17 protein-coding genes and 1 tRNA gene are annotated in these 24,945 nt (G+C 47.1%); 4 read left to right on the top strand and 14 right to left on the bottom strand.

Going from position 1 to position 24,945, the window contains the following annotated elements:
• Positions 1 to 550: 550 nt before the first annotated feature.
• The 3 genes from H6F74_RS01815 to H6F74_RS01805 all read right to left on the bottom strand — a co-directional run bounded on the left by H6F74_RS01815 (position 551) and on the right by H6F74_RS01805 (position 3,345).
• Positions 551 to 1,393 (bottom strand): hypothetical protein, encoded by an 843-nt coding sequence (locus tag H6F74_RS01815; RefSeq protein ID WP_190435387.1) that lies wholly within the window; start codon positions 1,391 to 1,393, stop codon positions 551 to 553.
• A gap of 126 nt (positions 1,394 to 1,519) precedes the next feature.
• A tRNA-Gly gene (locus H6F74_RS01810) sits at positions 1,520 to 1,591 on the bottom strand.
• Between the two features lie 101 nt (positions 1,592 to 1,692).
• The gene (locus tag H6F74_RS01805) at positions 1,693 to 3,345 is read right to left on the bottom strand and encodes a DUF1565 domain-containing protein (RefSeq protein WP_190435384.1); all 1,653 of its coding nucleotides are present in this window, start codon (positions 3,343 to 3,345) and stop codon (positions 1,693 to 1,695) included.
• Between the two features lie 207 nt (positions 3,346 to 3,552).
• On the opposite strand from H6F74_RS01805, the gene H6F74_RS01800 reads away from it, so the two are divergent.
• On the top strand, positions 3,553 to 4,089 hold the full coding sequence (locus tag H6F74_RS01800; RefSeq protein ID WP_190435379.1) for an alpha/beta hydrolase: 537 nt from the start codon (positions 3,553 to 3,555) through the stop codon (positions 4,087 to 4,089).
• A gap of 120 nt (positions 4,090 to 4,209) precedes the next feature.
• On the opposite strand, the gene H6F74_RS01795 is transcribed toward H6F74_RS01800, so the two are convergent.
• The 7 genes from H6F74_RS01795 to H6F74_RS01765 all read right to left on the bottom strand — a co-directional run bounded on the left by H6F74_RS01795 (position 4,210) and on the right by H6F74_RS01765 (position 12,789).
• Positions 4,210 to 4,416 carry a hypothetical protein gene (locus H6F74_RS01795; RefSeq protein ID WP_190435376.1) on the bottom strand — a complete coding sequence of 69 codons (207 nt, stop codon included), beginning with the start codon at positions 4,414 to 4,416 and terminating at the stop codon, positions 4,210 to 4,212.
• 270 nt (positions 4,417 to 4,686) lie between these two features.
• Positions 4,687 to 5,346 carry a low-complexity tail membrane protein gene (locus tag H6F74_RS01790; protein ID WP_190435373.1) on the bottom strand — a complete coding sequence of 220 codons (660 nt, stop codon included), beginning with the start codon at positions 5,344 to 5,346 and terminating at the stop codon, positions 4,687 to 4,689.
• A 72-nt stretch (positions 5,347 to 5,418) separates the two neighbouring features.
• A complete protein-coding gene (infB, locus tag H6F74_RS01785) occupies positions 5,419 to 8,520 on the bottom strand; it encodes a translation initiation factor IF-2 (RefSeq protein WP_190435370.1) in 3,102 nt (1,033 codons plus the stop codon).
• Between the two features lie 284 nt (positions 8,521 to 8,804).
• Positions 8,805 to 9,125 carry a YlxR family protein gene (locus tag H6F74_RS01780; protein WP_190435367.1) on the bottom strand — a complete coding sequence of 107 codons (321 nt, stop codon included), beginning with the start codon at positions 9,123 to 9,125 and terminating at the stop codon, positions 8,805 to 8,807.
• 46 nt (positions 9,126 to 9,171) lie between these two features.
• Positions 9,172 to 10,500 carry a transcription termination factor NusA gene (gene nusA / locus H6F74_RS01775; protein ID WP_190435364.1) on the bottom strand — a complete coding sequence of 443 codons (1,329 nt, stop codon included), beginning with the start codon at positions 10,498 to 10,500 and terminating at the stop codon, positions 9,172 to 9,174.
• Positions 10,501 to 10,609: 109 nt separating this feature from the next.
• The gene (gene rimP, locus H6F74_RS01770) at positions 10,610 to 11,071 is read right to left on the bottom strand and encodes a ribosome maturation factor RimP (RefSeq protein WP_190435361.1); all 462 of its coding nucleotides are present in this window, start codon (positions 11,069 to 11,071) and stop codon (positions 10,610 to 10,612) included.
• 305 nt (positions 11,072 to 11,376) lie between these two features.
• Positions 11,377 to 12,789 carry a hypothetical protein gene (locus H6F74_RS01765; protein WP_199300751.1) on the bottom strand — a complete coding sequence of 471 codons (1,413 nt, stop codon included), beginning with the start codon at positions 12,787 to 12,789 and terminating at the stop codon, positions 11,377 to 11,379.
• A 319-nt stretch (positions 12,790 to 13,108) separates the two neighbouring features.
• On the opposite strand from H6F74_RS01765, the gene H6F74_RS01760 reads away from it, so the two are divergent.
• A complete protein-coding gene (locus tag H6F74_RS01760) occupies positions 13,109 to 13,873 on the top strand; it encodes a peptidoglycan-binding domain-containing protein (protein WP_190435358.1) in 765 nt (254 codons plus the stop codon).
• 7 nt (positions 13,874 to 13,880) lie between these two features.
• Here the strand turns inward: H6F74_RS01760 and H6F74_RS01755 are convergent, their stop codons facing one another.
• Together H6F74_RS01755 and H6F74_RS01750 are read right to left on the bottom strand one after the other, a co-directional pair.
• Positions 13,881 to 14,765 carry a hypothetical protein gene (locus H6F74_RS01755; RefSeq protein ID WP_190435355.1) on the bottom strand — a complete coding sequence of 295 codons (885 nt, stop codon included), beginning with the start codon at positions 14,763 to 14,765 and terminating at the stop codon, positions 13,881 to 13,883.
• A gap of 151 nt (positions 14,766 to 14,916) precedes the next feature.
• Positions 14,917 to 16,308, bottom strand: coding sequence for an NAD-dependent malic enzyme (locus tag H6F74_RS01750; protein ID WP_190435352.1), 1,392 nt, complete (start codon positions 16,306 to 16,308; stop codon positions 14,917 to 14,919).
• Between the two features lie 74 nt (positions 16,309 to 16,382).
• On the opposite strand from H6F74_RS01750, the gene H6F74_RS01745 reads away from it, so the two are divergent.
• Positions 16,383 to 16,937 (top strand): SRPBCC domain-containing protein, encoded by a 555-nt coding sequence (locus H6F74_RS01745; protein WP_242021756.1) that lies wholly within the window; start codon positions 16,383 to 16,385, stop codon positions 16,935 to 16,937.
• Positions 16,938 to 17,191: 254 nt separating this feature from the next.
• Here H6F74_RS01745 and H6F74_RS01740 read toward each other — a convergent pair whose 3' ends face one another.
• Together H6F74_RS01740 and H6F74_RS01735 are read right to left on the bottom strand one after the other, a co-directional pair.
• The gene (locus tag H6F74_RS01740; protein WP_190435409.1) at positions 17,192 to 17,998 is read right to left on the bottom strand and encodes a DUF6816 family protein; all 807 of its coding nucleotides are present in this window, start codon (positions 17,996 to 17,998) and stop codon (positions 17,192 to 17,194) included.
• 85 nt (positions 17,999 to 18,083) lie between these two features.
• Positions 18,084 to 18,491: a ChuX/HutX family heme-like substrate-binding protein gene (locus H6F74_RS01735; protein WP_190435350.1), complete on the bottom strand. Its 408-nt coding sequence runs from the start codon at positions 18,489 to 18,491 to the stop codon at positions 18,084 to 18,086.
• Between the two features lie 177 nt (positions 18,492 to 18,668).
• Here H6F74_RS01735 and H6F74_RS01730 point away from each other — a divergent pair, with 177 nt between their 5' ends.
• Entirely contained in the window at positions 18,669 to 24,851 is a 6,183-nt protein-coding gene (locus tag H6F74_RS01730) for a CHAT domain-containing protein (protein ID WP_190435346.1), read from the top strand.
• Positions 24,852 to 24,945 lie beyond the last annotated feature (94 nt).

The following is a 24,945-nucleotide window of genomic DNA, read 5'->3' as shown; positions in this document are numbered from 1 at the left end:
GAGTCGGATGGACAGGACTTTCACCTGTATCTATCCGAGAGTTCAGCCGTGTTACGGGCTGGTAGCGCTATGTACGGACTGGGTACCGTGATTTACGCTACAACGAATCGCACTCAGCCTTCTTCTTTTCCAGAAGGCTCAACCTCCGAGGTTGGAGAGACTCGCTGAACTTGAATAAACTTCAGTCGCCAACTTTTTCAAGCTGAATTTCGTGAATCAGTGACGACGGCTTGTTGAGAGTTGTAACCATTTCTACGCCTGTTACACTGCTACCCTGAGACAGTTAACACCCATACATAGCAAGATTATAAATTTTCCTTAAATGACGTAGTAGATACCTCACCTCCCGCCTTAAACTGCTGCCTCAACAGGAACTTTGAGGTCTTCAGTTATGGATACTAACAGATAACCTTGCTCCACTGTCCCAACCCACAAGCGAAGACGCCTAACGTTGCGGTTGATCGCCTGCCAGTGACTTTCGCATCCACACCAAGATTTTACGCCAGTCTGCTCGAAGCGAATTGTTAGACTGGTTACAAAATACAGGCTTTCATAATAGCTCTTGAAAGCCAGAATCCTTCTTTGCAAAGTACCTTAGTCTTAACAATCGATAAAGAAATACAGCTTTCTTAGTTAACTTATTAATACCTTTTCTCCAGGTTGGATGCTTTGGGTATTCAATCTCTTTATGTATATCAAAGTAAATGTATTTGTCTTTTAGATTTGACTGCCCACTTTTGATTCTAACTTGCTCTATGTTGTCCTTGAAAAATGGAAATCTGTCCTTAGAATCGAATCTAACAGTCAACCCTGCTTTTGCCGCCGCCAATCCCATGACATTACCTTCTCCATCATAGATCCCTTCCATCTCAAAGAAATAAGAAATTGTCTGCCAGAGCCTTAAGAAGTCAGCCTCAGCTCCTGCTTGTTTTTTTACAGTAAACATAAACTCATGAAACCATTTTGTTTGTTCGATGCTAATATCCAGTTTTTGAGCTACCTTCTCGATGACTGGAAGTGCTTTACGCTGTTTGCTCCCTGAATTATGTTCCAGAATATTACATCCAGTTCTTGCCGTAATTCCAGAAAGCCATTCCATTTCCCTTGGTACAGAACCAAGAATTCGTACATCAGCATCCAGGAATATACAGGTGTCAAATAATGTGAGAGATTTTTCAATCACAAAACGCTTATCATGAAATCCCTTTAGGCTTTGAAGTCTGTGTTTATAGGCAATAACGTGTGAAAAATTCTCAAAATCAGTGGGCTTATCTGTCAGAATTACAAATGATGTAGCGGGTGAATATTGCTGAATATCGCTGGCTAACATCCGTGCATGAGTACGATATCGATTTCCCACTGCTAAAGTGCAAAAGCAAAATGTATCAGTCATATTCGTATAAAAGTTACAGACTAGATCAGCAGTAATACCAGTGGGTTAGCTCAATTAATGTACCCACACAAGTCAGTCTAAATATATATTAGGTGATTTTTTTCCACCTATGTACAGCTGTAAAAAAGCGGGTGATCGGACTCGAACCGACGACATTCAGCATGGGAAGCTGACGTTCTACCACTGAACTACACCCGCATTTACTTTTCAGCTAATTGCTGATAGGTAAACTATATTATAACACTCATTTAATGTAGAGCGCCAGCATCCAACATTAGGAAAACTGGCGCGAAAGCATCTTAAGGAGCCTGGACTAGATAAGGTGAAGCAATAGCCTCAGCCTTGCCAGCATTAACTAGCGCCTGATAGACAAATGCCGCCACTTCAGCGCGGGTGGCGTCGCGGCTAGGATTAAGCTGAGCCAGCGTGGGATAATTTACTACCAACTGTTGTTGAGTCGCGCCTGCGATCGCAGTGCTTGCCCAAGTCGGAATTTGAGAGCGATCGCTAAACACCGACAACACATTAGTATTATCAGAGCGTAGTTTCAGACCACTCGCTAGAGAAACCAAAACCTGAACTCTGGGGATGCGCTGTTCCGGTCGAAATACAGGCCCCGGATACCCCGATAGAAAACCGCCCTGAGAAGCTGTTTGGATAGCCTGATAAGCCCAATAATTCCGGCTAACGTCGGTAAAATTAATAGCCGACTGTGTTTGTGTTGGGGCAAATGCCTTATTGATAATAGCCGCAAACTGAGCGCGTGTCACAGGTTGGTTAGGGCGGAAAGTGCCATCCGGGAAACCAGCAATAATATCTTTAGCTACCAACGCTTGAATATATGCTTGCGCCCAGTTACCTTGAATATCAGCAAAGCCGCCGCCTGGAACTGATGTTGCTACAAAGTCTACGCGACCAGAAATCTTCTTAGCATCAATATCGTTGCCGACTGCCAGTATCGTATTGGTACGGGTAATGTTCGCTACATCAAACCTGGTGTTATTACGTATGCGATTTTGCCCCGGACTGTCAGCAGTACCTAGATTAGGTTGTGCAGTCCCGGTTGCCACCACTCCATAGCTCGTGTTTGCCTCAATTATGTTACTACGCAGCACAGGAGCCGCTGAGTTAGAGGCAACCACCCCATCAACGTTTTGGATGATGCGGTTTTCTACGATCAAAGGTGATGCCGTCTCAGTGATCACAATACCACTACCAGTCTCCTGAAACAGATTGTTGCGGATCTCTCCTGTGGCTGTCTTGGCAACAGAAAGACCATTTCCCTCGTTCCTGGTAAAGACGTTTGCTTCAATCTTGGGATTAGCTGTTCCTGTGACGAGAACCCCCTCCCGCTTGCTGTTGGAAAAAGTATTATTACTCACCTTTGCATTACTAGATTCAATCCACAGCCCAGTTCCTCTCGGATTAGGGTTAGTGATAGCTAATCCTGCAACTTCCGCGTCGTTGTCTGCGCGCATTGTAATATTCTGACCGGAAAAAGTGGGACTGTTGTAGCCACCACCGCCAATAATTGCTACTGTCTGTCCTTTGGTCGCAGGATCGCCGCGCAAAATCACGCCTTTTTTGACGACGAGGGGGAAGACTTCCCCTGTGTCAGCGGTGTAGGAACCAGGTGCCAGCTGAACGACTGTGCCAGATGCAGCTTGCTGGAGGGCATAGGAAATGGTGCGATAGGGTGTAGTTTGGCTACCAGCACTGGTACTATCGTTACCTGTGGATTGGTTGACGTAGACGACGGTTGCGCCTGCGGGAACTTGCGCTATGGATGTTGATGGCTCTATAAGGGCAGTAGCAGGAAGTGCCATTACCCCGCCAGACCAAAGCAACAAAGCGCTAAACAGGGATGTCCCGATGACGGTGCCTACCTTGCTGTGACGTAAATTGACGCTCTTAAGCTGAGAGGAATTCCGATGAGAACCCTTGTAGATCATACGATTGATGCTTTTTGTGTGCTTTCTTACTTTACGATTTAGGGACTCGCTGAGGGATATTTTTTTAAAAAATTGAACACGGATGCGATCGCATTCCCTACTTGTGCGATGTCCCTGTAGTATTGTTCACCATTGTTTCTTGCGCCAGAGGTTGCAACTTATCGCTACAGAGTATCGTCAAAGTAGAACAAGATTTTGTGGTTCCCTATGCGCTATCTATTGCTGTCAATGCGTCTCGTTTGTTTAGCTGCTGTTGCAGGTGCTTGGCTCTTTCCCACTCCTGCGGATGCTGCCGAATCGGTGGTGCTAAAATACAGCATTCTCAGAGAATCAATATCGGTTCCCGAACTCGCAACTTTTGTGGAAACTGGGGAACTTTCGCCTGCGTTGCGTGCTTATCTAGCTATGGCTGGAAAAAAGCCTGAAGAATTGAGAAAGGTGCTGACGCAAGAAATAAAGGTGAATGCTCTGTTTTTAGACAAGGTGCTGAATAACCCTCTAGGGGAAATTGCACTGACTCAAGTCTCTGATGTAATTCATACTGGTAGCGGTGCCAACGTGCAGGCTTTGCGGGGAGCTTTGATGAGTTCGGCTCTATCAAATAATAAGATTACTTTGATTGAAGTGCTGCAAAACTACCCTACCCCAGAAGTTCATGTCGAGGGCGATCGCCTTGCCGATGTCTACAAGCAAGTCCGGCGACTGGCAGAGGGCCTGCCGAATTTGGGCGATTTAATCAAGTAGCGGCTAATGGTTAATAGCTAATTGGCCCCATGTGCAACTAAGAGTTGCTCCCCCAATTTACCATTGGGGGAGCAATTACAAAAGACCGTATTGATTAACTATTAGCCATTAGATAACTGACTAATAAGCCAAAGTTTCTAGTGTTTCCCTCAGGTAGCGGCGAACCCGATAATCGATACCCACGTCTTGAAGTTGTTCTTTATCCATAGGGCGTTCTAGCTCCCAACGCTGGAATCCGGAACTGGATGCGATCGCTTGTTTGAGGCTTTCCCAAATTTGGGTATTGCCGGAAAATTCGCTTTTTTGTGAAGCAGAGAAAATGACCATACGCACCTTTTATAAAGTAATAATGAGTTTTCAGCTTATATATGAAAGCAATTCTATTTTTTATTTTAAATTCTAAATATTAGATTTAGAGTTAAAACTCACTTTAAAATCTAATATCGCTCGTTTAATATCTAAAATCAGCTAGCCGCTATTTAATGAATTTGTCCATCTATTCCCAGGATAGCCTAAATTGCAAATTAGATTGTGCTTTTAAGCACATCTCAATTTAAACGATCCATGATTGGCTAGGTTGACTAAAGGCTTGTATTGTTAGTCCGAAGACGCTGGTTCCCTCTTTGCTGATTCCAGCTCAGCTGGTGGCATTTTAGCCGATGCTTGCGAAATTTCTGCTGGCAAGATTTGATTTACCTGTAACCCCGGAATCGTGAACTCCTGACAAATGCGTTCTATGGGATAAGGTGGCGTTGCCCAAAACGCTGCTTCGCTGATGAACAGAACTCGCGCGACGCTCAAGCTAACCTGCAAAAACAAATTGCCTGCCAGAAATGCCAGTGCTGCCGCTAGCAGTCCCGCCAGTCGCCACTGGGGAAGAAACGCTGCTGCGCTTGCCACCAAGGGTGCTGTCTGGTAGAGGAACCACAGCAGCCCCAGCATGAAAACGGCTGCTGCGCCTGCTATAAACTTGTTCCCTGGAGTTTTGAATTGCGACAAGAGGCATCGTTGCTCATCTGTCAATTGCTCCGGCTTCATCGCCACTGCCAGGATGCTGAAAATGGAAAAAGGGCGGCTCCACTGCATCCAGAATACTGGTGCAATGCCGACAACCGCCACTAAAGACATTTCCATCCATCCTGGTGACACAGGATCGCCAACAGCTAGGAATAGGCAGCACGCTTCCAAGCAAATAGGAACTGCTGCCAATCCAGCAAGATGAATCCACAAAAACGGTTCTGACCAAAAAGAGCGCATAAAAGAGTTTTGAGTGCTGAATTTTGAGTTTTGAGTTAAATATGTTTTTAATTCAAAACTCAAAACTCAAAACTAATTGGGCGATAGAGTCCGGCGCTTGCTTACCATCTGGTAGGCTTCGATAATGTCGCCTTCCTTCCAGTCGTTGAAACGATCGACACCGACACCGCATTCATACCCAGCGTTGACTTCCCTGGCATCTTCCTTCATCCGCTTGAGGGAATCCAGAACGCCTTCGTGCACCACTTGAGAGTTGCGGCGCACCCGCACTCGGCAATTACGAACTACTTTGCCGGACAGTACGTAGCAACCAGCGACAGCGCCGCGACCGACTGGGAAGACAGCACGGACTTCCACGCTTCCGAGAGGTTCTTCGACCTGCTCTGGTTCCAGCAGACCTTCCATTGCGCCTTGAATATCATCCAACAGTTTGTAGATGATGTTGTATTCGCGCACATCGACACCTGCCTCGTCAGCAGCTTGTCGCGCTCCACTGGCAAGAGTGGTATTAAACCCAACAATCACAGCGCCACTGGCAGCAGCTAAGTCAACGTCTGTCTCGGTAACTTCGCCAGGAGCGGCTAACAGCACCCGAACTTGCACTTCATTTTGGGGCAACTGTCCCAGCGCGCCCAGAATCGCTTCTACGGAGCCTTGAACGTCTGCCTTGAGAAGCAAGTTGAGTTCCTTGAGTTCGCCTTCTTGAGCCTGAGCTGAGAGGGAATCTAGGGTAACTCGGCGGGATGCCATCACCTGTTGCAGGCGTGACTGGCGTTGCTCGTCGGCTCTGGTGTTAGCGATCGCGCGAGCTTCTTTTTCGTTCGGGTAGACCTCAAATTCATCACCAGCAGCTGGAACGTCGCTTAAGCCCAACACTTCCACTGCGAAAGATGGTGTCGCCGCACTCACCCGATCTCCCCGGTCATCGATCATTGCCCGTACTTTACCCAGTACCGAGCCAACTACCAGGACATCGCCTACTCGCAACGTACCATTTTGTACCAGGAAGGTAGCAACTGGGCCTCTTGATTTATCCAGATTTGCTTCAATCACCGTACCCTTAGCTGGGCGGTCTGGGTTAGCGGATAGTTCTAAAACTTCCGCCTGTAGCAGAATCATTTCCAGTAGCGTATCCAGGTTTTCCCCTTTAATGGCGCTTACCGGAACCATAATGATATCGCCGCCCCATTCTTCAGGTTGCAGACCGTATTGGGTTAGCTCCTGCTTCACGCGGTCTATCTGGGAATCCGGCTTATCAACTTTGTTGATCGCCACTACAATTGGCACTTCAGCTGCTTTCGCGTGGCTGATGGCTTCTATCGTCTGGGGTTGAACGCCATCATCAGCGGCAACCACTAGCACGGCGATGTCTGTAACTCGCGTACCCCGCGCCCGCATTGCCGTAAAGGCTTGGTGACCAGGAGTATCTAAGAACACAACCTGCTGATGTTGACCTTCATAATCCACATCCACATGGTAAGCACCGATATGCTGGGTAATTCCCCCGGCTTCTCCCTGAGCCACCTTGGTTTTGCGGATCGAATCGAGTAAGGTTGTTTTACCGTGGTCTACGTGACCCATAATTGTCACGACTGGCGGACGGCGTTGCAGGTGATCTACGTCTTCCTCAGTCACCATTACCGTTACTTTTGTAGCCGCAGCTTGTTCTTCTTGCGTCTCCACTTCCACACCCAGCTCATTCGCCACCATTGTGACGGTGGGGATATCCAGGGTTTGGGTAATGTTGATCGCAAAGCCTTTGAAGAACAGAGTTTTGATAATCTCGGTTTCTGCTACTCCCAGAGCCGTAGCTAGTTCTCTTACGGTCAAACTGCCACTCAATACCAGTTTTTCGGGACGTTCTGGTTTGGCTGCTTCCCGACGGCGATTATCATTTTGGGTATCGCGTGAGCTTGAACTTTTGCGATCGCCCACTTTGGTGGCCGCGGCTGGAGGTGCCACTACTGGCCCTGCTGGACGAGCTTTTTGCTGCTTCGGAGGACGCGCCACTGAAAGACTTACCTGAAGTGCAGCTGGCAAACCTTCCACTTCGTCAAGATCATCTTCGTCATCCAAGACGATTTGATTGCGACGCTGCTTGGTTTTGGCTGCTGCCTTCGCCTTCGCTGCTTCTGGGCTTTCCTCTTCCTCTTCCTCCCACGCAGGCTTCCGCTTGCTGACCAGACGGGGCGGAGTTGGTTTTCTTAATAACAGTTCTTCTGGTGTATCTGCCGATCCCAAACCATCGTCGTTGTCCCGAAGCCCCTTAGAGCGTCCTGCCACTAAATCTTCTTGTGCTTCAACGCCTCCAGAAGATTTTCTGCCAATCGGGGACAGATTTCGCCCTGGTCTTTGCGGCGGCGAGTGCAGTTGTGGAACTGGCGGGGCTACGGGCGCAGACCGCTCTGGTTTTCCTGCTGAGCGGGGAGTCGGCGCACTATGCCGTACTGGCGACCCACTGCTTGGCCCGCCTGGTTGTGGTTTCGCTACTGGCTCCGCAGGAGGTGCATTGTTCTCAACCTTGTTAGCCCGTTTCAATACAGGCCGTTCAACGTTTGTTTGCCCTGGACGCTGCGCTGTTTGCCTTGCTGGAGGTTCAACAAGTTCGGGCCGTTTTTCAACGACTTGAGGTTCAGGGGCATTTTCCTCTGGTAGAACGTTTCTCTCTGGTTTTACTGGTTCTACTTGAGGCTCTTCTTGTAGTTCTACTTGAGACTCTACTTGCGTTTCTTCTACAGTTGGGGTGTTGTCCCGTTCGCTGAGACGCACCGGTTTATTGAGGCTTGTCGGCTTCATTGGTGACGGCGACTGCTGTCTAACTGGTGGTTGGGGAGGGATAGCAACTTGCTCTCCCGACTGTTGTGGGTTAGAACCAGAACCTGCTTTATGCTGACGAATCTCCAAGATTTGCGGCTTGTGTTCTAGCCTTGGTCGCACAGCTTGAGATACTGGCGGCGAAGTTCTGCGTTCCCCCGGCGGACGCAACGCGCTCTTCGGACGGGAGGCGTGTTGTTTCTCTGCCGCCGAACGAATACGCTCTGCCTCCGATTCTGTTATTGTGCTGCTGTGACTTTTGACTGCAATATCGAGCCGATCGCAAATTCCTAGAATATCCTTATTTTCCAAATCCAATTCCCGTGATAATTCGTAAATTCTGACTTTGCCGTTGTTCATCCAGTCTTTCCCCTCGAATCCTACCAGTTTTCAGACCATAACCATACGCTTTAACCACAACTTGTTGATCATTTGCGTGCTGTGTAAAGAACGGAAGCGCCAGACTGTTGTCTTTTGCTTCTCGTAATCATGTACAAGAAATTTTTACTCTGCTTACCACAAACAAGCTATCTGCCTATTTTAGTTAACTGCTTTTTTTCTAATCTTGCACAAATTTTTAACAACTTGGGTCACATTTCTTTTTTGCAGGCTTATTTCCTTACGATATCTTATTCGGATCGGTGTTATGGGCCTGGGACGAGAGGCGGCTCTTGGCTGCTGGTTTCGCTAACCAACAGGAGACTTCGCTCGTGTTGGCTAGCGGTCAGACGCTGCCACAGGGTTTGGTAGAGTTCTTCTGAAACAGGTGCTTTGAGACTTCGCCCCAGTTTATTTTTTTTTCGAGCCGCTACCAAACAACTTTCCTGGGGACAAATATAGGCGGAACGTCCCATCCCCTTATCTAATTGTAACTTCCCCGACGGGTAGAGTCTGACAACGCGCCAAAAGTCTGATTTTAGCGCTACCTTGCGGCAACTTACGCAACGGCGATAGTTTGGTTTCATATCGAGGCAACAGTTTAGATTTGAGATTTTAGATTAAATCTCAAATCTAAACTTCCGTTGTCTGCGCCTGATCAACTTCATCTACCTCATCTTCCTCGTCCAAGTCGTCCTGCCAATCATTTTGTGAGGCAGGAGTTTCAAATTCTTCATACTCCTCATCGTCGTCTGCCAAAGCCGAGAGAGCTTCCTCTTCCGCTTGTCGTTGAGCAGCAGCGGCAGCTATATTCCGGGCTTCTGCTTCGTAGTCGTACTTGGCAATGTCTTTAATATCGATTTTCCAACCTGTTAATCGCGCTGCTAGACGGACATTCTGACCTTCTTTACCTATTGCCAAACTTAGTTGATCCTCCGCCACCAAAACATGAGCCTGACGAGCATCTGGGTTTACAAGACGCACCTCATCGACTCGTGCGGGCGAAAGAGCATTAGAAATGTAGGTAGATGGGTCAGGCGACCAGCGGATCACATCTATTTTTTCGCCCCGCAATTCATTTACCACCACTTGAATCCGCGATCCTCTAGCGCCAATACAGGCTCCTACGGGGTCTACATCGCGCTCCAAAGTATCAACGGCGATTTTGGTGCGGGGGCCTACATGACGAGAGGGAGGATTGGCTTCTCGCGCTACTGCCACAATCCGCACCACTTCATCCTCAATTTCTGGTACTTCGTTGGCAAATAGATAAACTACTAAACCTGCGGCGGCTCTAGAAACCAGTAACTGAGGGCCACGCGCTGGGCCTTCCCGTACCTTTTTTAGAAATACTTTGAAGGTAGCATTGGCGCGGTAATTGTCGTTGGGCAGCTGTTCCCGCTTCGGTAAGTCGGCTTCCACTTCTGGCTGACCAAACCCACTATTGACCGCCATAATTACAGATTGCCGCTCAAATCTCAGCACTCGCGCCTGTAAGACGGTTCCTTCCAGTTCTTGGAACTCTTCAGCAACGAGTTTGCGCTGCTGATCTCGCAGTTTTTGCGATAACACTTGTTTGGTTTGAATTGCCGCCATGCGACCAAATTCGGTTTGTTCTGGTGTCACGTCTAGAACCACGGTGTCACCTAGAGCCGCCTCTGGAGCTACTTCTTGAACTTCTTCTAGGGCAATTTCATGATCCGAGTTTGTCACTTCTTCCACAATGGTCTTGGTAGCCAAGACGCGGAAGCCTTCTTCTTCTGTGTCGAGTTCGACTTCAAAGTTTTCAAAATACTCTTCATCAAAGTGCCGCTTGTCGAGGTTCTGGGTGCGACGATAGCGCTCGTAGCCTTTAAGCAGGGCTTCTCTAAGGGCTGATTGCACGGCACTTTTGGGTAAATTGCGCTCTGCACTAATTTTGTCGATTAGCTCTTTAAGTCCACGCAGACTAACCATTGACATAAAAAAAACCTCCAAAAGTAATATTTGTCATTGGCTAATAGCTAATAGCTAATGGTTCCTAGCTTGCGAACAATTAGCCATTAGCTATTAGCAGTTAGCAATCCTTCAATTAGCGTTTTTCATCCAGCTGTACGCGGCTCACCAGCTCACGGGGAATAGCGATCGCCCGACCCTTTTGGTTGAGGTAAATACTGCTCTCATCGCGACCAATTAGTTGTCCCCTCCATTCTTTCTGCCCTTCATAGGGTTCGGAGGTTTTGACGATCGCGGGAAATCCCTTGAAGGATATAAACTCTCGATCCGTGGTCAGCTGGCGCGAAATCCCAGGGCTGGAAATCTCCAATACATACGCATCAGGGATGATATTCGCTGCATCTAAAGCAGCTTCCAAAGACTTACTCATCCGTTCGCAGTCATCTAGTCCCGTGTCGGTGTCGCAGTTCCGGATGTCCACTCGCAGCACTGGCGGGCGTTGGTTGGTGTGAAAAACCGCCCCTACTACCTCCAAGCCCAAGTCTTCTGCTACTGGTGTCGCTAAATCAATAATTTGTGGAATCAGAGGATGAGTCATTAGACCTATCCGTACATTGTATAATTTATGCGGGGCGGAGGTTCCAATCCCTATTAGGGTTGTAAAACCCAACAAAAAAAAGTGGGTGCCGCCCCACTTCCTGCGAACACTATATTCCAAGAAGTCTTGCAACGAATCCGGTTGGATTCGTCCCTACGTTGATTTTAACGCAAGCTGTACTCTGGTGGCGAGTCAGGAAAAGGGCAATCATCTAAAAGGCAACAAAAAGAATTCTTCTGTTCCCTTCTTCCCTAGTCCGCAGCATAGGTGTCTCGCCTGTGAATCCCCTTCTCCCCACTCCCTAATCAATGCTTGACAATTTGGCCGATGGCTCTTTTTTCTTCTAATACTTGCTCCAAATCTCCCTCGGACAAGTTCTGAACGTAGTTGAGTTTGATTTCTTCTAACATATCGATAAGTAAAGATTGAATTTTCTGTATTGTCTGCTGTCTTTGCACTTCCGATCCCAAGGCTTGGGTGAAGTGTTCCATCAACTGTTTGGAGAGTTCTGCGCCAACCGGGTCGTCTTCCAGGGAGGAGGTGAGGGTTTGGTAGGCTGCTTGAGAGATTTCTCTAACCAGGTTCTCAGTTATTTGCGCGGGGATCGTACCTAATCCTGGCACCTGCTGGAGTCCTCTATAAGCTGGGGAAGACTGGAGAATTTTGTCTATATTATGTTTTAAAATTGCTTCCAAATCCGGCTGGATTTTTGGGAGGACTTGATAAACGGTTATTTTCATTAATAAAGTCGCGATCGCTTCCACTTCATTAACATTATTGATGTCAATGTATGGACGAGCTTCTTTGTTGGCAATCAACCGTCTAAGTTCTCCCCGACGAATGGAGCCTTGCATCTGGTTAATTACCCGGATAACGATAACTTCGGCTAGTTCTTCTGCAAAGTTTGCCGCCAACCCCCGGTTAACTTGCAGTCTTACTGGTTCCAGGTTTAATAATTTGGCTTGGTGTAGGCGAAGTGCAACTGGAATGACGCGCAGTAACCGCAAAAAAGGTAACAGCATAAAAATCTCATACCACCGCCACAGCATCGCTTCTATCCAAGTTAAGCCGATGCGAGTGCGGTGAATGTAGTAGGTACGAGCCAAAAATTCAATGGCAAACGGGATGATAAACCAAATATCAATCAGCCAAAAATAGTCAACAAAATAACCTGTTTCTCCTATTTGACGAAAATAATTGCTTGCCATTAAAGGCTGGATTTCTTGGTTATAAAACGCAATTTGTTTTTCCCAATCCTGTGATAAGTAGGGTAAACTCCAGAAAGTTCTGAAAGATTGTTTGGCGGAGTCGTTGCCAATTTGCCGCCGCATCCGGTTTTTGATTTTTTCGAGAGTTCCTGTTTTGTTTGCTTCTTGAAATGGATTAGTCTCAATCATTTCCACGCTGCGATCGCGTAGTTCCTGTAACAGGATTTCTACCCTTGGCGACTGCAACCCTGTAGGCTTTTGCAGTTCCACTTTGAGATTTTCTACCGTTTCCAGATACCTCTGCGTTTCTCGATGCGGTTCAATAGCTTTGATTGGGTCATAGACTTGGGTGAGGGTGCGAAACTCGCGCAGGTAGAAATCACGTAAGGGGACATAGCTCAAATCAAACACCACCAAGCCCAAGTTAGCCAGGGCTAAAAGTGCCATCACACGTTCATACCACAGATGACGGCGGGATTTGGGCCTATTTACTATTTTTTGAGGTGTCATGGTAGGGATGAAGGATAAAGGAAGTTGAGGGTTGAAGGTTGCGTCGCGACGCTTGTGACTGATAGACGTATCACACTTTATCCTTCATCCATGATTGACGATTTAGGCTGACCAGGAGCGAAATAGACCCGGAAAATTGGATAGGCGCGACAGTGGGGAGCTAATTGCGATCGCAATTACCATTCCTAGAATTTAGACCAAATAATGCCCAAAAATTTGTCAACTCACCAAAGGTTAGCGTCAGGATTCCCAATTGGGCTTAAACTGTAACTATTTAATTCGCGATCGCGTTTAATTCAGTGAGTGAGGAGTTTGAAGTATGTGGGGTAGATTTGGAATGCCTTTGGCTGCCGTTGCCCTCGGCATAACAGCCAGCTTAGTTAGTTACGAATTCGCTTTAGCCGACAGAAGCCGCGACTATACGCCACTTGAGATGCGCTCAGTATTGCGCGGCTTCGGGTATAACGTCACTCTGGGAGATAACCTTACGGATGAAGCCAGTACCAGGGCTATCCGCGAATTTCAGCAGGGATACAAAATCACACCAGTTGATGGCTTAGCAGGTGAGAGAACGCAGAATTTGGCTGCTGATTTAGTCAGAATTCTCCAGGCAAACTTGAACCTAGTCGTTAAGCCAAATCCCCTTTTGCCCCGGACGCAGTTTTATGGCCCGCGAACCGAAGAAGCTATCAGGCAATTTCAGAGACAGTTTAATTTGCCTGTAACTGGCATCGCTACGTTACCAGTTCGTCAGAGACTCGACTTGGAAGCAAAAAGAATCTTAGGAACTGTTGACCAAGCACCAACGCCAAGAGCTACGCCATCACCAACAGCTACGCCATCACCAACCCCAACCCCATCACCAACCCCAACCCCAAGAGCTACGCCATCACCAACGCCATCACCAACGCCAGCAGCTACGCCATCACCAACACCAACCCCAACACCCCTGCCAAGAGCTACGCCAATACCAAGGGATACAACTCCTTCACCAGCGCCAAGTCCTAGTCCCTCACCGGCACCAGGGGCTACTCCTTCGCCAGCGCCAAGTCCTAGCCCCAGTCCCTCGCCATCAGCAAGATAAATCTTTATCACCGAGGATCTTCAGGCAGGGGTCTTCCTTTAGGGACAGGTAAAGCAGGCGCACCTTCGTAGGGCATCGGAATATACTGTACGCTTGGACGGCCGCCCTGCGGCTGTGGGTACAACTCCATCAAGTTATAGATTGACATTGGCAGCCCCACCGTAATTGGCAGACCAAGTTCCGTGGCTTCCTCTACTGTAATGGGATAGTCATGGGTGACGCGGCCAGTGGTGAGGGCTTCCACAATTTTTTCGATGTTTTCTGGAGCAATCTTTGGTTGGGGAATAGCGTCTTTGAGGAGGGTGCGGACAAACCGTTGCACCTGATCGATGGCTTTGCGTGATAGGTCTGCCATGATGATCGTTTGGTCGTCAACTTCGCTAATCGGCTTCTGTTCAATGACCTTGAGAATACTAGCAGCTGCCATATTTCCCAGTTGGGGATCGACTGGCCCTAAGACGGCGTTGGCATCCATGATGATTTCATCGGATGCTAAGGCTAACATGGTGCCGCCGCTCATAGCGTAGTGGGGTACAAAGACGGTGACTTTCGCTGGGTGACGAATTAAGGCTCTGGCAATCTGTTCGGTTGCCAGCACTAAGCCGCCTGGGGTATGCAAAATTAGGTCGATGGGAACTTCGGGAGGGGTGAGGCGAATTGCCCGCAGTACCTGTTCTGAATCTTCGATGCTGATGTAGCTAGATATAGGAATTCCTAAGAAACTAATAGATTCTTGACGGTGAATTAGCAAAATCACGCGGCTGCGACGCGATCGCTCAAATTCTCTTAAGGATTGAACTCGTCGAGATGCAACTTGGCGTTTTTGCAATACAGGTAGGAAGGAGGATACAGCTAAAATAACCCAGAAAATGTCAAAGAAACTAAAGGTCATTATTTTTTTGGCGAAAAAGCACTATTTCCTCTTATTGTTCCAATCTCTGCATTGCATAAGGTCTATCTGTGGATTGAACCACAAAGGGCTGAGGGCTGAAGAATGTCTGAGGAGAGGAGTTATCTGCTGACTCTCCTGCTCCCCTTTTCCCTTATCGGCGGGCGATCCCTTCAGATCGGGCGGCGGCTTGTACCGCACCAGCAACAGCACTGGCTACCCGCTTGTCAAACACGGAGGGGATGATGTGTTCCCGGTCGAGGTCGGAGGGTTTGACTAGGGAAGCGATCGCATTGGCGGCTTCTAAATACATAGTGGTGGTAATCGTAGAGGCGCGACAATCTAAAGCACCACGGAAGACACCTGGAAAGGCTAAAACGTTGTTGATTTGATTCGGGTAGTCACTGCGTCCCGTTGCCATGACAGCTACATCGTCGGCGATTAATTCCGGCTGAATTTCCGGGATCGGATTAGCCATCGCCATGACAATCGGATCTTTTGCCATTGAGCGTACCATTTCCGGCGACACAACACCGGGAGCGCTGACACCTAAGAAGATATCTGCTTGTTTCATGGCATCTGCCAAGTTACCGCTAGATTCTATGGCAAATTCTCGCTTTTCTGGTGTCAAGTCCGGGCGGTTGGTGGAGATAATGCCTTTGGAGTCGCACATCCAGATTGACTTGGCACCAGCTTTTTGTAAAAGACGTGCGATCGCTACCCCAGCAGCACCCGCACCATTAATTACAATACGCACATCCTCAAAGGATTTTTTTACCAATTTCAGGGCGTTGATCAAAGCTGCCAAGCTGACAATTGCTGTCCCGTGTTGATCGTCGTGAAACACAGGAATATCTAATTCTTGCCGCAGTCGCGCTTCAATCTCGAAACATCGCGGCGCGGCGATATCTTCTAGGTTGATCCCGCCAAAAACTGGGGCGATGTTCTTGACAGTTTCCACAATTTGATCTGTATCTTGGGTATTCAGGCAGATAGGAAAGGCATCAATTCCGGCAAATTCTTTAAACAGCATCGCTTTACCTTCCATCACTGGTAAGGAGGCGGCGGCACCCAAGTTACCCAATCCCAGGACAGCGCTACCATCGGTGACAATGGCAACGGTGTTTTGCTTAATAGTTAAGGTGTGGACTTGTTCCGGGTCTCGCGCGATCGCCATACAAATACGTCCCACACCGGGAGTATAAGCCATCGCTAAATCCCCTTGACTTTTGAGGGGAATTTTGCTTTCAATTGTAATTTTGCCGCTGCGATGTAAATTGAAGGTGCGATCGTAGACATCGATCAATTTGATATCTGACAGCTGCTTAATCGCTTGTACAATCTTTTCAGCGTGTTCTGTACTGGCAGCATCGACAGTGATTTCGCGAGTTACGGTCTGACGGGTGCGCTCAACCAAAGTAATCTGGTCTAAGTTACCGCCGACAGACGCGATCGCTCCTGTTACACTTGCTAACATCCCAGCGCGGTTGGGAATCTGGAGGCGAATCGTTAAACTGAAACTAGAGTTGGGTGTTAGTTCTACCATTGAGTTAAGAATTTTAGATTTCAGATTTTAGAGTTTGGATTGAGAATGTGGGATTTTAGATTCAGGAATTTGGAATGGTTAAGAGTCTTCCTCTGCACCAATCCCTAATCATCCAAAATTTACTCGCTCCTAGCCTAAAGGAGCTACAAATTTGCAATTGTACCCGCTTACACCACCTGATCAGCTGCTACGACATGGCAAGTTTCTATGCCGAAATTGAAATCAATGCTCCGAAAGCTAAAGTTTGGCAAGTTTTATTCCAAAAACAGCAGTGGCATAAATGGAACACCTTCTTATTTGACTTAGACCCTAGTGCGCCATTTAAGCAGGGGCAAGAAGTTTTCCTCTCTTTGCGGCGGTATCCAGGTGAGGAGGAGACAGAGTTTCAGCCTACGGTTACTTTAGTACAGTCTGGGACGTGCTTGGCTTGGGTTTCTTCTATTCCCGGTTTTCAGAATGAGTATATTTTCGAGTTGCAAGAGATTGGTGTTGGGCGGACTAAATACGTTCACCGGGACAATTTCTCAGGGCTGCTGACGAAGGTGTTTTTGCCCTTCATTCGGGAAGATGAGCAGCAGGGGATCAAGCGGATGGCGCGGGAGTTGAAGCGGTATGTAGAACAGATGTGATGGAGATTGGGCAGGAAGGGATTGGGAGCAATTAACTGCACGCAATTCGAGTTGGTTTCAAAAAATGTTACCAGCACTGTTCTAGAAATTGGTGCCTATATGATGACTTTAAGATAAGACTCCTTCAGAGCCGTGGAACCTCAACTCCCACGGTTTTTTATTTTGTTAGGGCAGTTTAGCGGTTCTCACTATTTTGTGGGGGCATGGCGATGCCATGCCCCCACCGCCAAAAAACTAGAACCGCTATACAACCGTCAGGGAGATTTTTCCAATTCCAGCCGATAGCGGTAAAGTGCTACTGGTCGCTCAAGAGCTTTAAAATAATCTGGATCTTGAGGTGAAAGATAAACAGCTGTCACCTGATCGGCTTCAATAGATGACCCAAGCCGATGATAAGCTGTTGTCGTTTCTACCGTGTTGAAATAAGGGCTGGGTATGCCGCGAAAGATTTGCTCTTGAAGTTCTGTGGCAATGAATTTATCGGGCGCTGGTGTCTCGGTGCCGCGACCAGTGACAATTGAGACAAGCTGGCGATTGCCTCTCAACGAGGTAATCTGACGATTGGGAGAACGGGGATCAACTTTGACTGATAGAATAGCGCGATCGCCTAAATATGCCCTACCAATATTCAACCCATTGAATGCCCGATCTGCCACCACTTGAGGAATTTTTAAGCTATTTTTGGGAAGAATCAATCTCCCCAAAACATCGCGTGATTTTGGATTTAAAAAAAATCTTGACAATCCTTCACTGGTGTGAATAATTGGGTTAAATCGCACATAGAAACTTACAGGTTGGTTAAGATAGCGACGATTACTTTCAAAACCTGGTGTTAGAATCTCTGGTGCTAAGGGTGCCACTAAATCTACTAACGTACTCGTGACCTTCCAGGTGCCTACCATCCAGTCAGGATAAACTAAATCGCCCTCAGCAGCAGCGACAGGTGGCTTACCTTCCCAATGGGGATGTGCCAAACGTTCAGCTAAGACTCCCGCCTGTGCCTCACCCCCCCACAACAGCAACACCAGAACCAGGAAGCAACTCCAAAAGACTCGTAATATCACGGTAGAGCAGATTTAATTGTCAGGTTAAATTTATCGTTAGCTAATGGCGAATGGCAACAAACAATTAGCCATTAGCTAACTTTTAAACAGCCTCAAGTGGTGCTGGTTCCCAAATTTCTCCGTATTTTTCTCTTAGTGCCTCCCATGCTTCTACTTGCCCCGGTTCGTATTCTCCCGGTTTGCCCCACTGTAGAAACGCACTCAATGCTGTTTCCTCTTTCTCATCTAAAAAGCGAATCGCGTAGGTAGTAAAGTTCCCTCTTTTTGCTTCACCTGTTTCAAATTTCACCCGCTTGATGGCATCCATGTTCAGGTGAAACTCGAATAAATCTGCGTGCATATTGGCATACCTGCCTTTAGGCAACTCTGCATAGAAAAGCTTTTGGATTGTTCCCCGTACTTCCAAAACAGCAGCGCTGCTAGTTACGATTAAACGCAACGTCAAGAGAGTGTTGCAAGCTTCTAAAAATTCTTTCAGGGTGGCAGTCATTGTCTCACGTATAAGAAGGTAGAGAACACTCTTAAGTTTTCTTAAGAATCTGTTAAAGACAGAGTGTTAGTCTATCTGCGGATTCCTGGTAACTCCAGGCAAAACAGTCATTACAGACAAATAAAATTTGTCCTCGTGTTTAAGCATACAAAATCATTTAGGGAAAATCTTATCTATATGGTTGATGCACACACCAAGACAAAAAGCAATACTAAAATTTTGCATCATTCTCAACAAAAGGAGCCAAAGCCTCTCTTGTCCCATTTCCAGTTTTTGACTGGGAATGAGAAGAATGCTGAAGGCGATCGCATTCGGTGGGCAATACCCGCCCTACTACTAGGAATGCTGTTACCAATATCAGCACAGGCCCAGTCTATTATCCCAGCTACAGACGGGACAGGCACAGTTAGCACACCCAATGGCGATGTCCTTTTAGGAGAACCTTCGGTTCGCTTCGACATTACTGGCGGAACTCTCTCTCAGGATGGGGCTAACCTCTTCCACAGTTTCACCCAATTCGGTCTGAGTGAGAACCAAATTGCCAATTTTCTCTCTAATCCATCTATTCAAAATATCTTGGGGCGTGTCAACGGCGGCAACCCTTCGATTATTAATGGTCTTATTCAAGTTACTGGCGGCAACTCCAACTTATTCTTGATGAATCCAGCAGGCATAGTTTTTGGTGCCAATGCCCAGCTAAACGTGCCTGCATCTTTTACCGCTATCACCGCCACTGGTATTGGTTTTGGTGACAATTGGTTTAAGGCTGTGGGGGCGAATAACTACGCTGCTTTAGTCGGGAAACCCAGCACCTTTGCTTTTTCGGTCGCACAGCCGGGAGCAATTGTCAATGCAGGTCAATTGGGTGTTAATTCAGGACAGAATTTAACTTTATTAGGCGGCACTGTAGTTAATACCGGGCAGTTGTCGGCACCGGGAGGTAATATCACCGTAGCCGGGGTGCCTGGTGAAAATATGGTGCGCCTCTCTCAAGCTGGGCATCTGCTGAGTTTGGAGGTGGGGACTGGGGACGGAGGGCTAGGGGCGGGGAATCCTAATCCCTTATCTTTACCCCAGCTGCTGACGGGTTCTGGTTTGGGGAATGCTACGGGATTGACGGTTAATAGTAATGGAGAAGTGCGGCTGACGGGTTCTGGCGTTCAAGTGCCAGAAGCAGGGGGGGTAGCGATCGCATCTGGCACTCTAAATGTATCTGGTGCAACTGGTGGCAAAATACAAGTCTTGGGCGACAAGGTAGGGTTAATTGGTGCCAATATCAACGCCTCTGGAACTAATGGCGGCGGAAATGTGCTAATTGGCGGCGATTATCAGGGTAAAGGTACAGTACCGAATGCCTCTGCAACTTACGTCAGTTCCGACTCGCTGATTAATGCCAACGCTGACAACAATGGTAATGGCGGGCGCGTCATTGTATGGTCTGATAATGTTACGAGATTTTATGGCAATATCAGCGCTCGTGGCGGTGCGAACCTTGGTGACGGTGGCTTTGTTGAAGTCTCTGGTAAAGAGTTTCTAGATTTTAACGGTGGGGTGAATGTCTCTGCAATTAAGGGCAAAGATGGAACAATACTCCTCGATCCCAGAGATATTATTATTGAGCGTGACACGAACCCTGATAATAATGCCGAAGTAGGGGACAGGGAAATTATTTTTCTTGATGGTGGTGTTACTGATTTCCAAATTGATGATACGGCCTTAACTGCTCTGGACGGCGATATTTTTCTGCAAGCGCAACGCGATATTATCGTGCAACCTTTTACTGCACCGATAGTATTTACCAATCAAACGTTAGGTGAGTCAATCACTTTCCAAGCAGGTAGAGATATTCGCATCAACAGAGCTATTAGCACAGCAGGTGGTTCTATAGATTTGAGTGCCGGACAAGATATAATTGTCACTCAAAATATTTTCACTTCTTCAGCTATAGGAGGCGGAGTTATTCGCCTTAACAGTGTCAACGGCTCTATTGATACCAGTTCAGCTATTCTTCAGTCAAGCAGTAACAATGGTGCTGGCGGAGAGATTGCCATCAATTCTAATTCTACAAACGGTACTGTTAATACTGGGGTTATAAATTCTTCCTCTTCGTCTGTCAGCGAGAATGGCGGTCTAATTACTATTCAAGGTGCTGGCAACATTATTACAAATACCATTGATTCCCGTTCGCTGAACGGTGCGAAAAGTGGGGAAATTCGCATTACTAGCGGAGGTGGAAGTATCGATTCTCTACAATTATTGTCTAACTCTGTTAGTGGTAATGCAGGCGCGATCGCTCTCACTGCTGCTAACGGTATTAATGCTGATTTTGTAGAATCCAGCACTCAAGGAGGGGGAACAGCAGGAGACATTACTTTTACAACCAGTAATGGCAATATTACCACAGGAGATATGTTCTCCAGAGCAGAAGTTAATGCGGGAACCGCTGGTAATGCTGGAAAAATTCAACTAACAGCAAATAATGGCAGCATTACTACCACTAATCTTAGATCCTACTCTAGTATCTCTTCTGGTTCGGGCAATGCTGGAAATGGTGCTGCTGTCATTCTCAATGCTGCTAATGATATTACCGTAAATGGTTTGCTGCAAAGTGGTTCTCGCGTTGCTGGTACTGGCAATGCTGGGAATGGTGGTGATGCAATTCTTACAACTACCAATGGCGATATTAATCTAAAAAATGCTTTGCAAACTAATGCTGAAACTGCATCTGGAAATGCCGGAAATGCTGGCAACATTAGGCTGAATGCTACTAATGGTAATATAACCACCAATCTTGTACAAGCTTATGTTAACGCTACTGGTACTGGGGGGAATGGAGGCGCGATCGCACTTTTTTCCAACACAGGTGACATCACTACAGACGCTATTACCTTTGGTTCCAATTTGTCTAGTGGTGTAGATAACCCTTTGAATATCAATACTGCTGGCATTGTTAACATTAATAGTGATATAAATAACAATGGTAGAGATATCTCTATTGGCGATATTGCTGCGCCTAAAGAAGTTAACTTAAATTTATCTACAGATACTTTAGCTACCTCTGGCGGCGATATTTTTATCAAGACTTCGGAAGAACTGAATATTTTAAAAAATCTGGATACTGATGGCGGTAATATTACTCTTGGCGGGAACACAATTGATACTACCGCAGTTACTTTAGATTCCAGCAGTCTGACTGGTAATGGGGGAAAAATTGAACTTTCTGCAACTAGCGATATTACCAGTGGTGCTGTAAATTCTGCCGCTGTTGTTTCAGGTAATGCAGGCGATATTATTTTCACGAGTAATCAAGGACAAATCAACTCTCAAGGCGAGTTAAATTCAAGTTCGATTTTAGGAAATGGGGGAAAAATTCAACTTTCCGCAACTAGCGATATTACTACAACCAACTTAAATGCTGCTACTGGTGCTGGCGATGCAGGTGAGATTAATCTCATTAGCACTCAAGGAACAATTAATACTCAAGGCGCGTTAAATTCTAGTTCTGTTTCTGGCAGTGGGGGGAAAATTGAACTCGCTGCTAATAACAACATTACCACTGCAAAAGTTGACTCTTTCTCTGTTAATGGTACGGGAGGAAATATCACTGTCAATAGCACGGCGGGAGGAATTAACACAACCGGAGAATTAAAAACTGCTTCTGGTGGTAATGGGGGAGCGATCGCGCTTTCAGCCTTTGGCGACATTACTACAGATAAACTATCTTCTTACTCTCTCGTTTCTGGCAATGCGGGTAATATTATCCTCACCAGCCAAACTGGAAATATCAACAGCGGAAATTTTGATGCTGATGCTGATAATGGTACTGGCGGCGAAATTAAGCTTTCTGCTAATAACAACATTACCACTGGCGAATTAAATTTTGGTTCTATCGCCGGACTTGGCGGGGGTGCCTTGACAATTGATACTTCTGGGGTGATAAATTTCACTGGAAATATTACCGCTCAGGGAGCAGATACTGTGGTAGGAAATGATATTAAACCAAGCAATATTTTGCTACCAAACAGTATCAACACCAGTGGCGGAGATTTTACCCTGAATGCCAGTAATGCGAATTTGTCGAGTTCTGTTTCCACTGGTGGCGGAAATTTTGAGCTGAAGAGTCCGGGCGCGATCGCTATTTCCGGTACACTACAGACGCAGGGCGGCAAAATCACTCTCTCCGGCGCAACCATTGACACTAAGCAAGGCACTATTAACTCTAGTAGCGCTACGAATGGCGGAGAAATTGACTTTCAAGCCAGTGGAGATATTCTTACAGGCTCCCTTGATTCCAGCGCAGCCGGAATTGGCGGTAACATTACGCTTACAAGCGATCGCGGTGCTGTAGAAACCGAAAATCTCACTTCAAAAGGGACAACCCGTGGCGGGGATATCACCATTTCTGCTCTTAACCAGGTGATTACTGGCAATCTAGACTCTAGTGCGTCTTCAGGCGATGGCGGTAAAATTACCCTCACCAGCACCAGAGACGCGGTGCAAAGCGGTAATCTAACATCTTCAGGATTGAGTAGTGGTGGGAAAGTTACTGTCTCTGCACGTTCGCGCATTCAGACTGGCGCGATAAACTCTAGTGCAACTGTGGGAGACGGTGGCGATGTCACCCTCGATCCGGAAAATGACATCCAGGTTGTCTCAATTAACTCCCAAGGTGGCACTCAAGGCAAGGGGGGCAATGTTGATATCACCACAGGGCGATTTTTCCGGGCGACTGACTCCTTCACAGATCAAAATGGTACACAAGCCAGTATTTCCACTGCTGGTGGTGCAGGGAATGGTGACATCACTATTCGACACGCTGGGGGATTCCTTGATACTCCCTTTGTCGTCGGAGATGCCAGTGTCAACGGCACAGCAGGGGCCATTACCAGTGGAAATGATACGATACAGCCGCAGCAATCTTTTTCCGGTGCGTACACTCAGGGCGATATTAAGATCCTGACTTTTACACCAGATGCAAGGGCGGCAACAACCTTCCTCGACTTCCAACTTCAGCCATTACCAACACTATCCGCCAGCATTGATAACCTCAGCCCAGTTTTAGATAATTCTGATATTTCTGCCTTGGAGAAGGCTTTTACCAACCAGTTTGAGAATTATCTGGGTATTGAGGATACCTCGATCAAAAATCTGGAAGATGCCCAGAAGACAGTTCGTAATATTGAAGCAGAAACAGGCGTAAAACCAGCACTGATATATATTGTATTTTTGCCTGCAAGCGTTGCATCCGAGGAGAAAAATTGTAGAGGCGTTAGATGCAACGTTTCTACAATCCAAAATTCCCAAGATCAGCTGGAATTGATTCTGGTGACGGGGAAAGGGGAACCGATTCGTAAGAAAATACCTTCAGCTATGCGATCGCAAGTCCTCAAAACTGCTCTTGCCTTCAGCACCGAAGTAAGCAACGTACAAAGCAGTCGTCAGAAATACCTTCCTCTGGGTCAGCAACTTTATCAGTGGCTAATAGCCCCCTTGGAAGCAGATTTAAAAGCACGAGGCATCCAGAATCTAGTATTCATCACGGATATGGGGCTGCGTTCTCTACCCCTAGCTGCTCTCCACGATGGTCAAAAATTTCTCGTAGAAGGCTACAGCGTCGGTCTGATGCCCAGTCTCAGCTTAACCGATACCCGTTACCGAAATATCAAAGATACGGAAGTTCTGGCTATGGGGGCGGCGAAATTTCAGAACAAACCTGCTTTACCTGCTGTACCTGCGGAGTTGTCGTTCATCGCCTGTACAGACCAACAAAGTAGCGCTCGCCCTTGCTGGAATGGTAAATCTTTCCTAGACGAAGCTTTTACTCTAAGTAATCTCAAGACGCAACGCGGTGAACGCCCTTTTGGGATTGTACACCTGGCAACCCATGCAGAATTTAAGTCTGGCTCACTGAGCAATTCTTACATTCAGCTATGGGACACTCAGCTGAGATTGGATAGTCTGGGACAAATGGGCTGGAATAACCCCCCAGTTGATTTGTTAGTGCTGAGTGCGTGTCGAACGGCAATTGGGGATGAAGAAGCTGAGTTGGGCTTTGCAGGGCTGGCGGTGCAGGCGGGAGTGAAGTCGGCGCTAGCAAGTCTGTGGTATGTGTCCGATGAAGGTACTTTGGGATTAATGACAGGCTTCTACAACGAATTAAAAAAAGCCCCAATCAAAGCGGAGGCGCTACGTCAGGTGCAGGTAGCGATGTTAAAAGGGGAGTTACGTGTAGAGGAAAACCAATTGCTTAGTCCTGATGGGAAAATACCTCTACCACCGACTCTGGGAAATTTCTCAAATCAACAGTTTACGCATCCTTACTACTGGGCGGCTTTTACGATGATTGGCAACCCTTGGTAATCGGATTATGGCCCAATACGGTTCACTTAAAAGTAGTTGTACAGCAATCCTATTTGAGTTGTGAGCCAACCTTTCAGAGCCCCGACTTCTTAGA

It is taken from the genome of Trichocoleus sp. FACHB-90 (assembly GCF_014695505.1).
In the GTDB taxonomy this organism is placed as follows: Bacteria; Cyanobacteriota; Cyanobacteriia; order Cyanobacteriales; family FACHB-T130; genus Funiculus; species Funiculus sociatus.
This window is presented reverse-complemented; position numbering and strand designations above follow the sequence as displayed.

Bases quoted from the DNA above. Each gene is read 5' to 3' on its own strand.
- H6F74_RS01815 (WP_190435387.1), bottom strand. From the start codon at position 1,393: ATGACTGATACATTTTGCTTTTGCACTTTAGCAGTGGGAAATCGATAT.
- H6F74_RS01805 (WP_190435384.1), bottom strand. From the start codon at position 3,345: ATGATCTACAAGGGTTCTCATCGGAATTCCTCTCAGCTTAAGAGCGTC.
- H6F74_RS01800 (WP_190435379.1), top strand. From the start codon at position 3,553: ATGCGCTATCTATTGCTGTCAATGCGTCTCGTTTGTTTAGCTGCTGTT.
- H6F74_RS01795 (WP_190435376.1), bottom strand. From the start codon at position 4,416: ATGGTCATTTTCTCTGCTTCACAAAAAAGCGAATTTTCCGGCAATACC.
- H6F74_RS01790 (WP_190435373.1), bottom strand. From the start codon at position 5,346: ATGCGCTCTTTTTGGTCAGAACCGTTTTTGTGGATTCATCTTGCTGGA.
- infB (WP_190435370.1), bottom strand. From the start codon at position 8,520: ATGAACAACGGCAAAGTCAGAATTTACGAATTATCACGGGAATTGGAT.
- H6F74_RS01780 (WP_190435367.1), bottom strand. From the start codon at position 9,125: ATGAAACCAAACTATCGCCGTTGCGTAAGTTGCCGCAAGGTAGCGCTA.
- nusA (WP_190435364.1), bottom strand. From the start codon at position 10,500: ATGTCAATGGTTAGTCTGCGTGGACTTAAAGAGCTAATCGACAAAATT.
- rimP (WP_190435361.1), bottom strand. From the start codon at position 11,071: ATGACTCATCCTCTGATTCCACAAATTATTGATTTAGCGACACCAGTA.
- H6F74_RS01765 (WP_199300751.1), bottom strand. From the start codon at position 12,789: ATGACACCTCAAAAAATAGTAAATAGGCCCAAATCCCGCCGTCATCTG.
- H6F74_RS01760 (WP_190435358.1), top strand. From the start codon at position 13,109: ATGTGGGGTAGATTTGGAATGCCTTTGGCTGCCGTTGCCCTCGGCATA.
- H6F74_RS01755 (WP_190435355.1), bottom strand. From the start codon at position 14,765: ATGACCTTTAGTTTCTTTGACATTTTCTGGGTTATTTTAGCTGTATCC.
- H6F74_RS01750 (WP_190435352.1), bottom strand. From the start codon at position 16,308: ATGGTAGAACTAACACCCAACTCTAGTTTCAGTTTAACGATTCGCCTC.
- H6F74_RS01745 (WP_242021756.1), top strand. From the start codon at position 16,383: ATGGTTAAGAGTCTTCCTCTGCACCAATCCCTAATCATCCAAAATTTA.
- H6F74_RS01735 (WP_190435350.1), bottom strand. From the start codon at position 18,491: ATGACTGCCACCCTGAAAGAATTTTTAGAAGCTTGCAACACTCTCTTG.
- H6F74_RS01730 (WP_190435346.1), top strand. From the start codon at position 18,669: ATGGTTGATGCACACACCAAGACAAAAAGCAATACTAAAATTTTGCAT.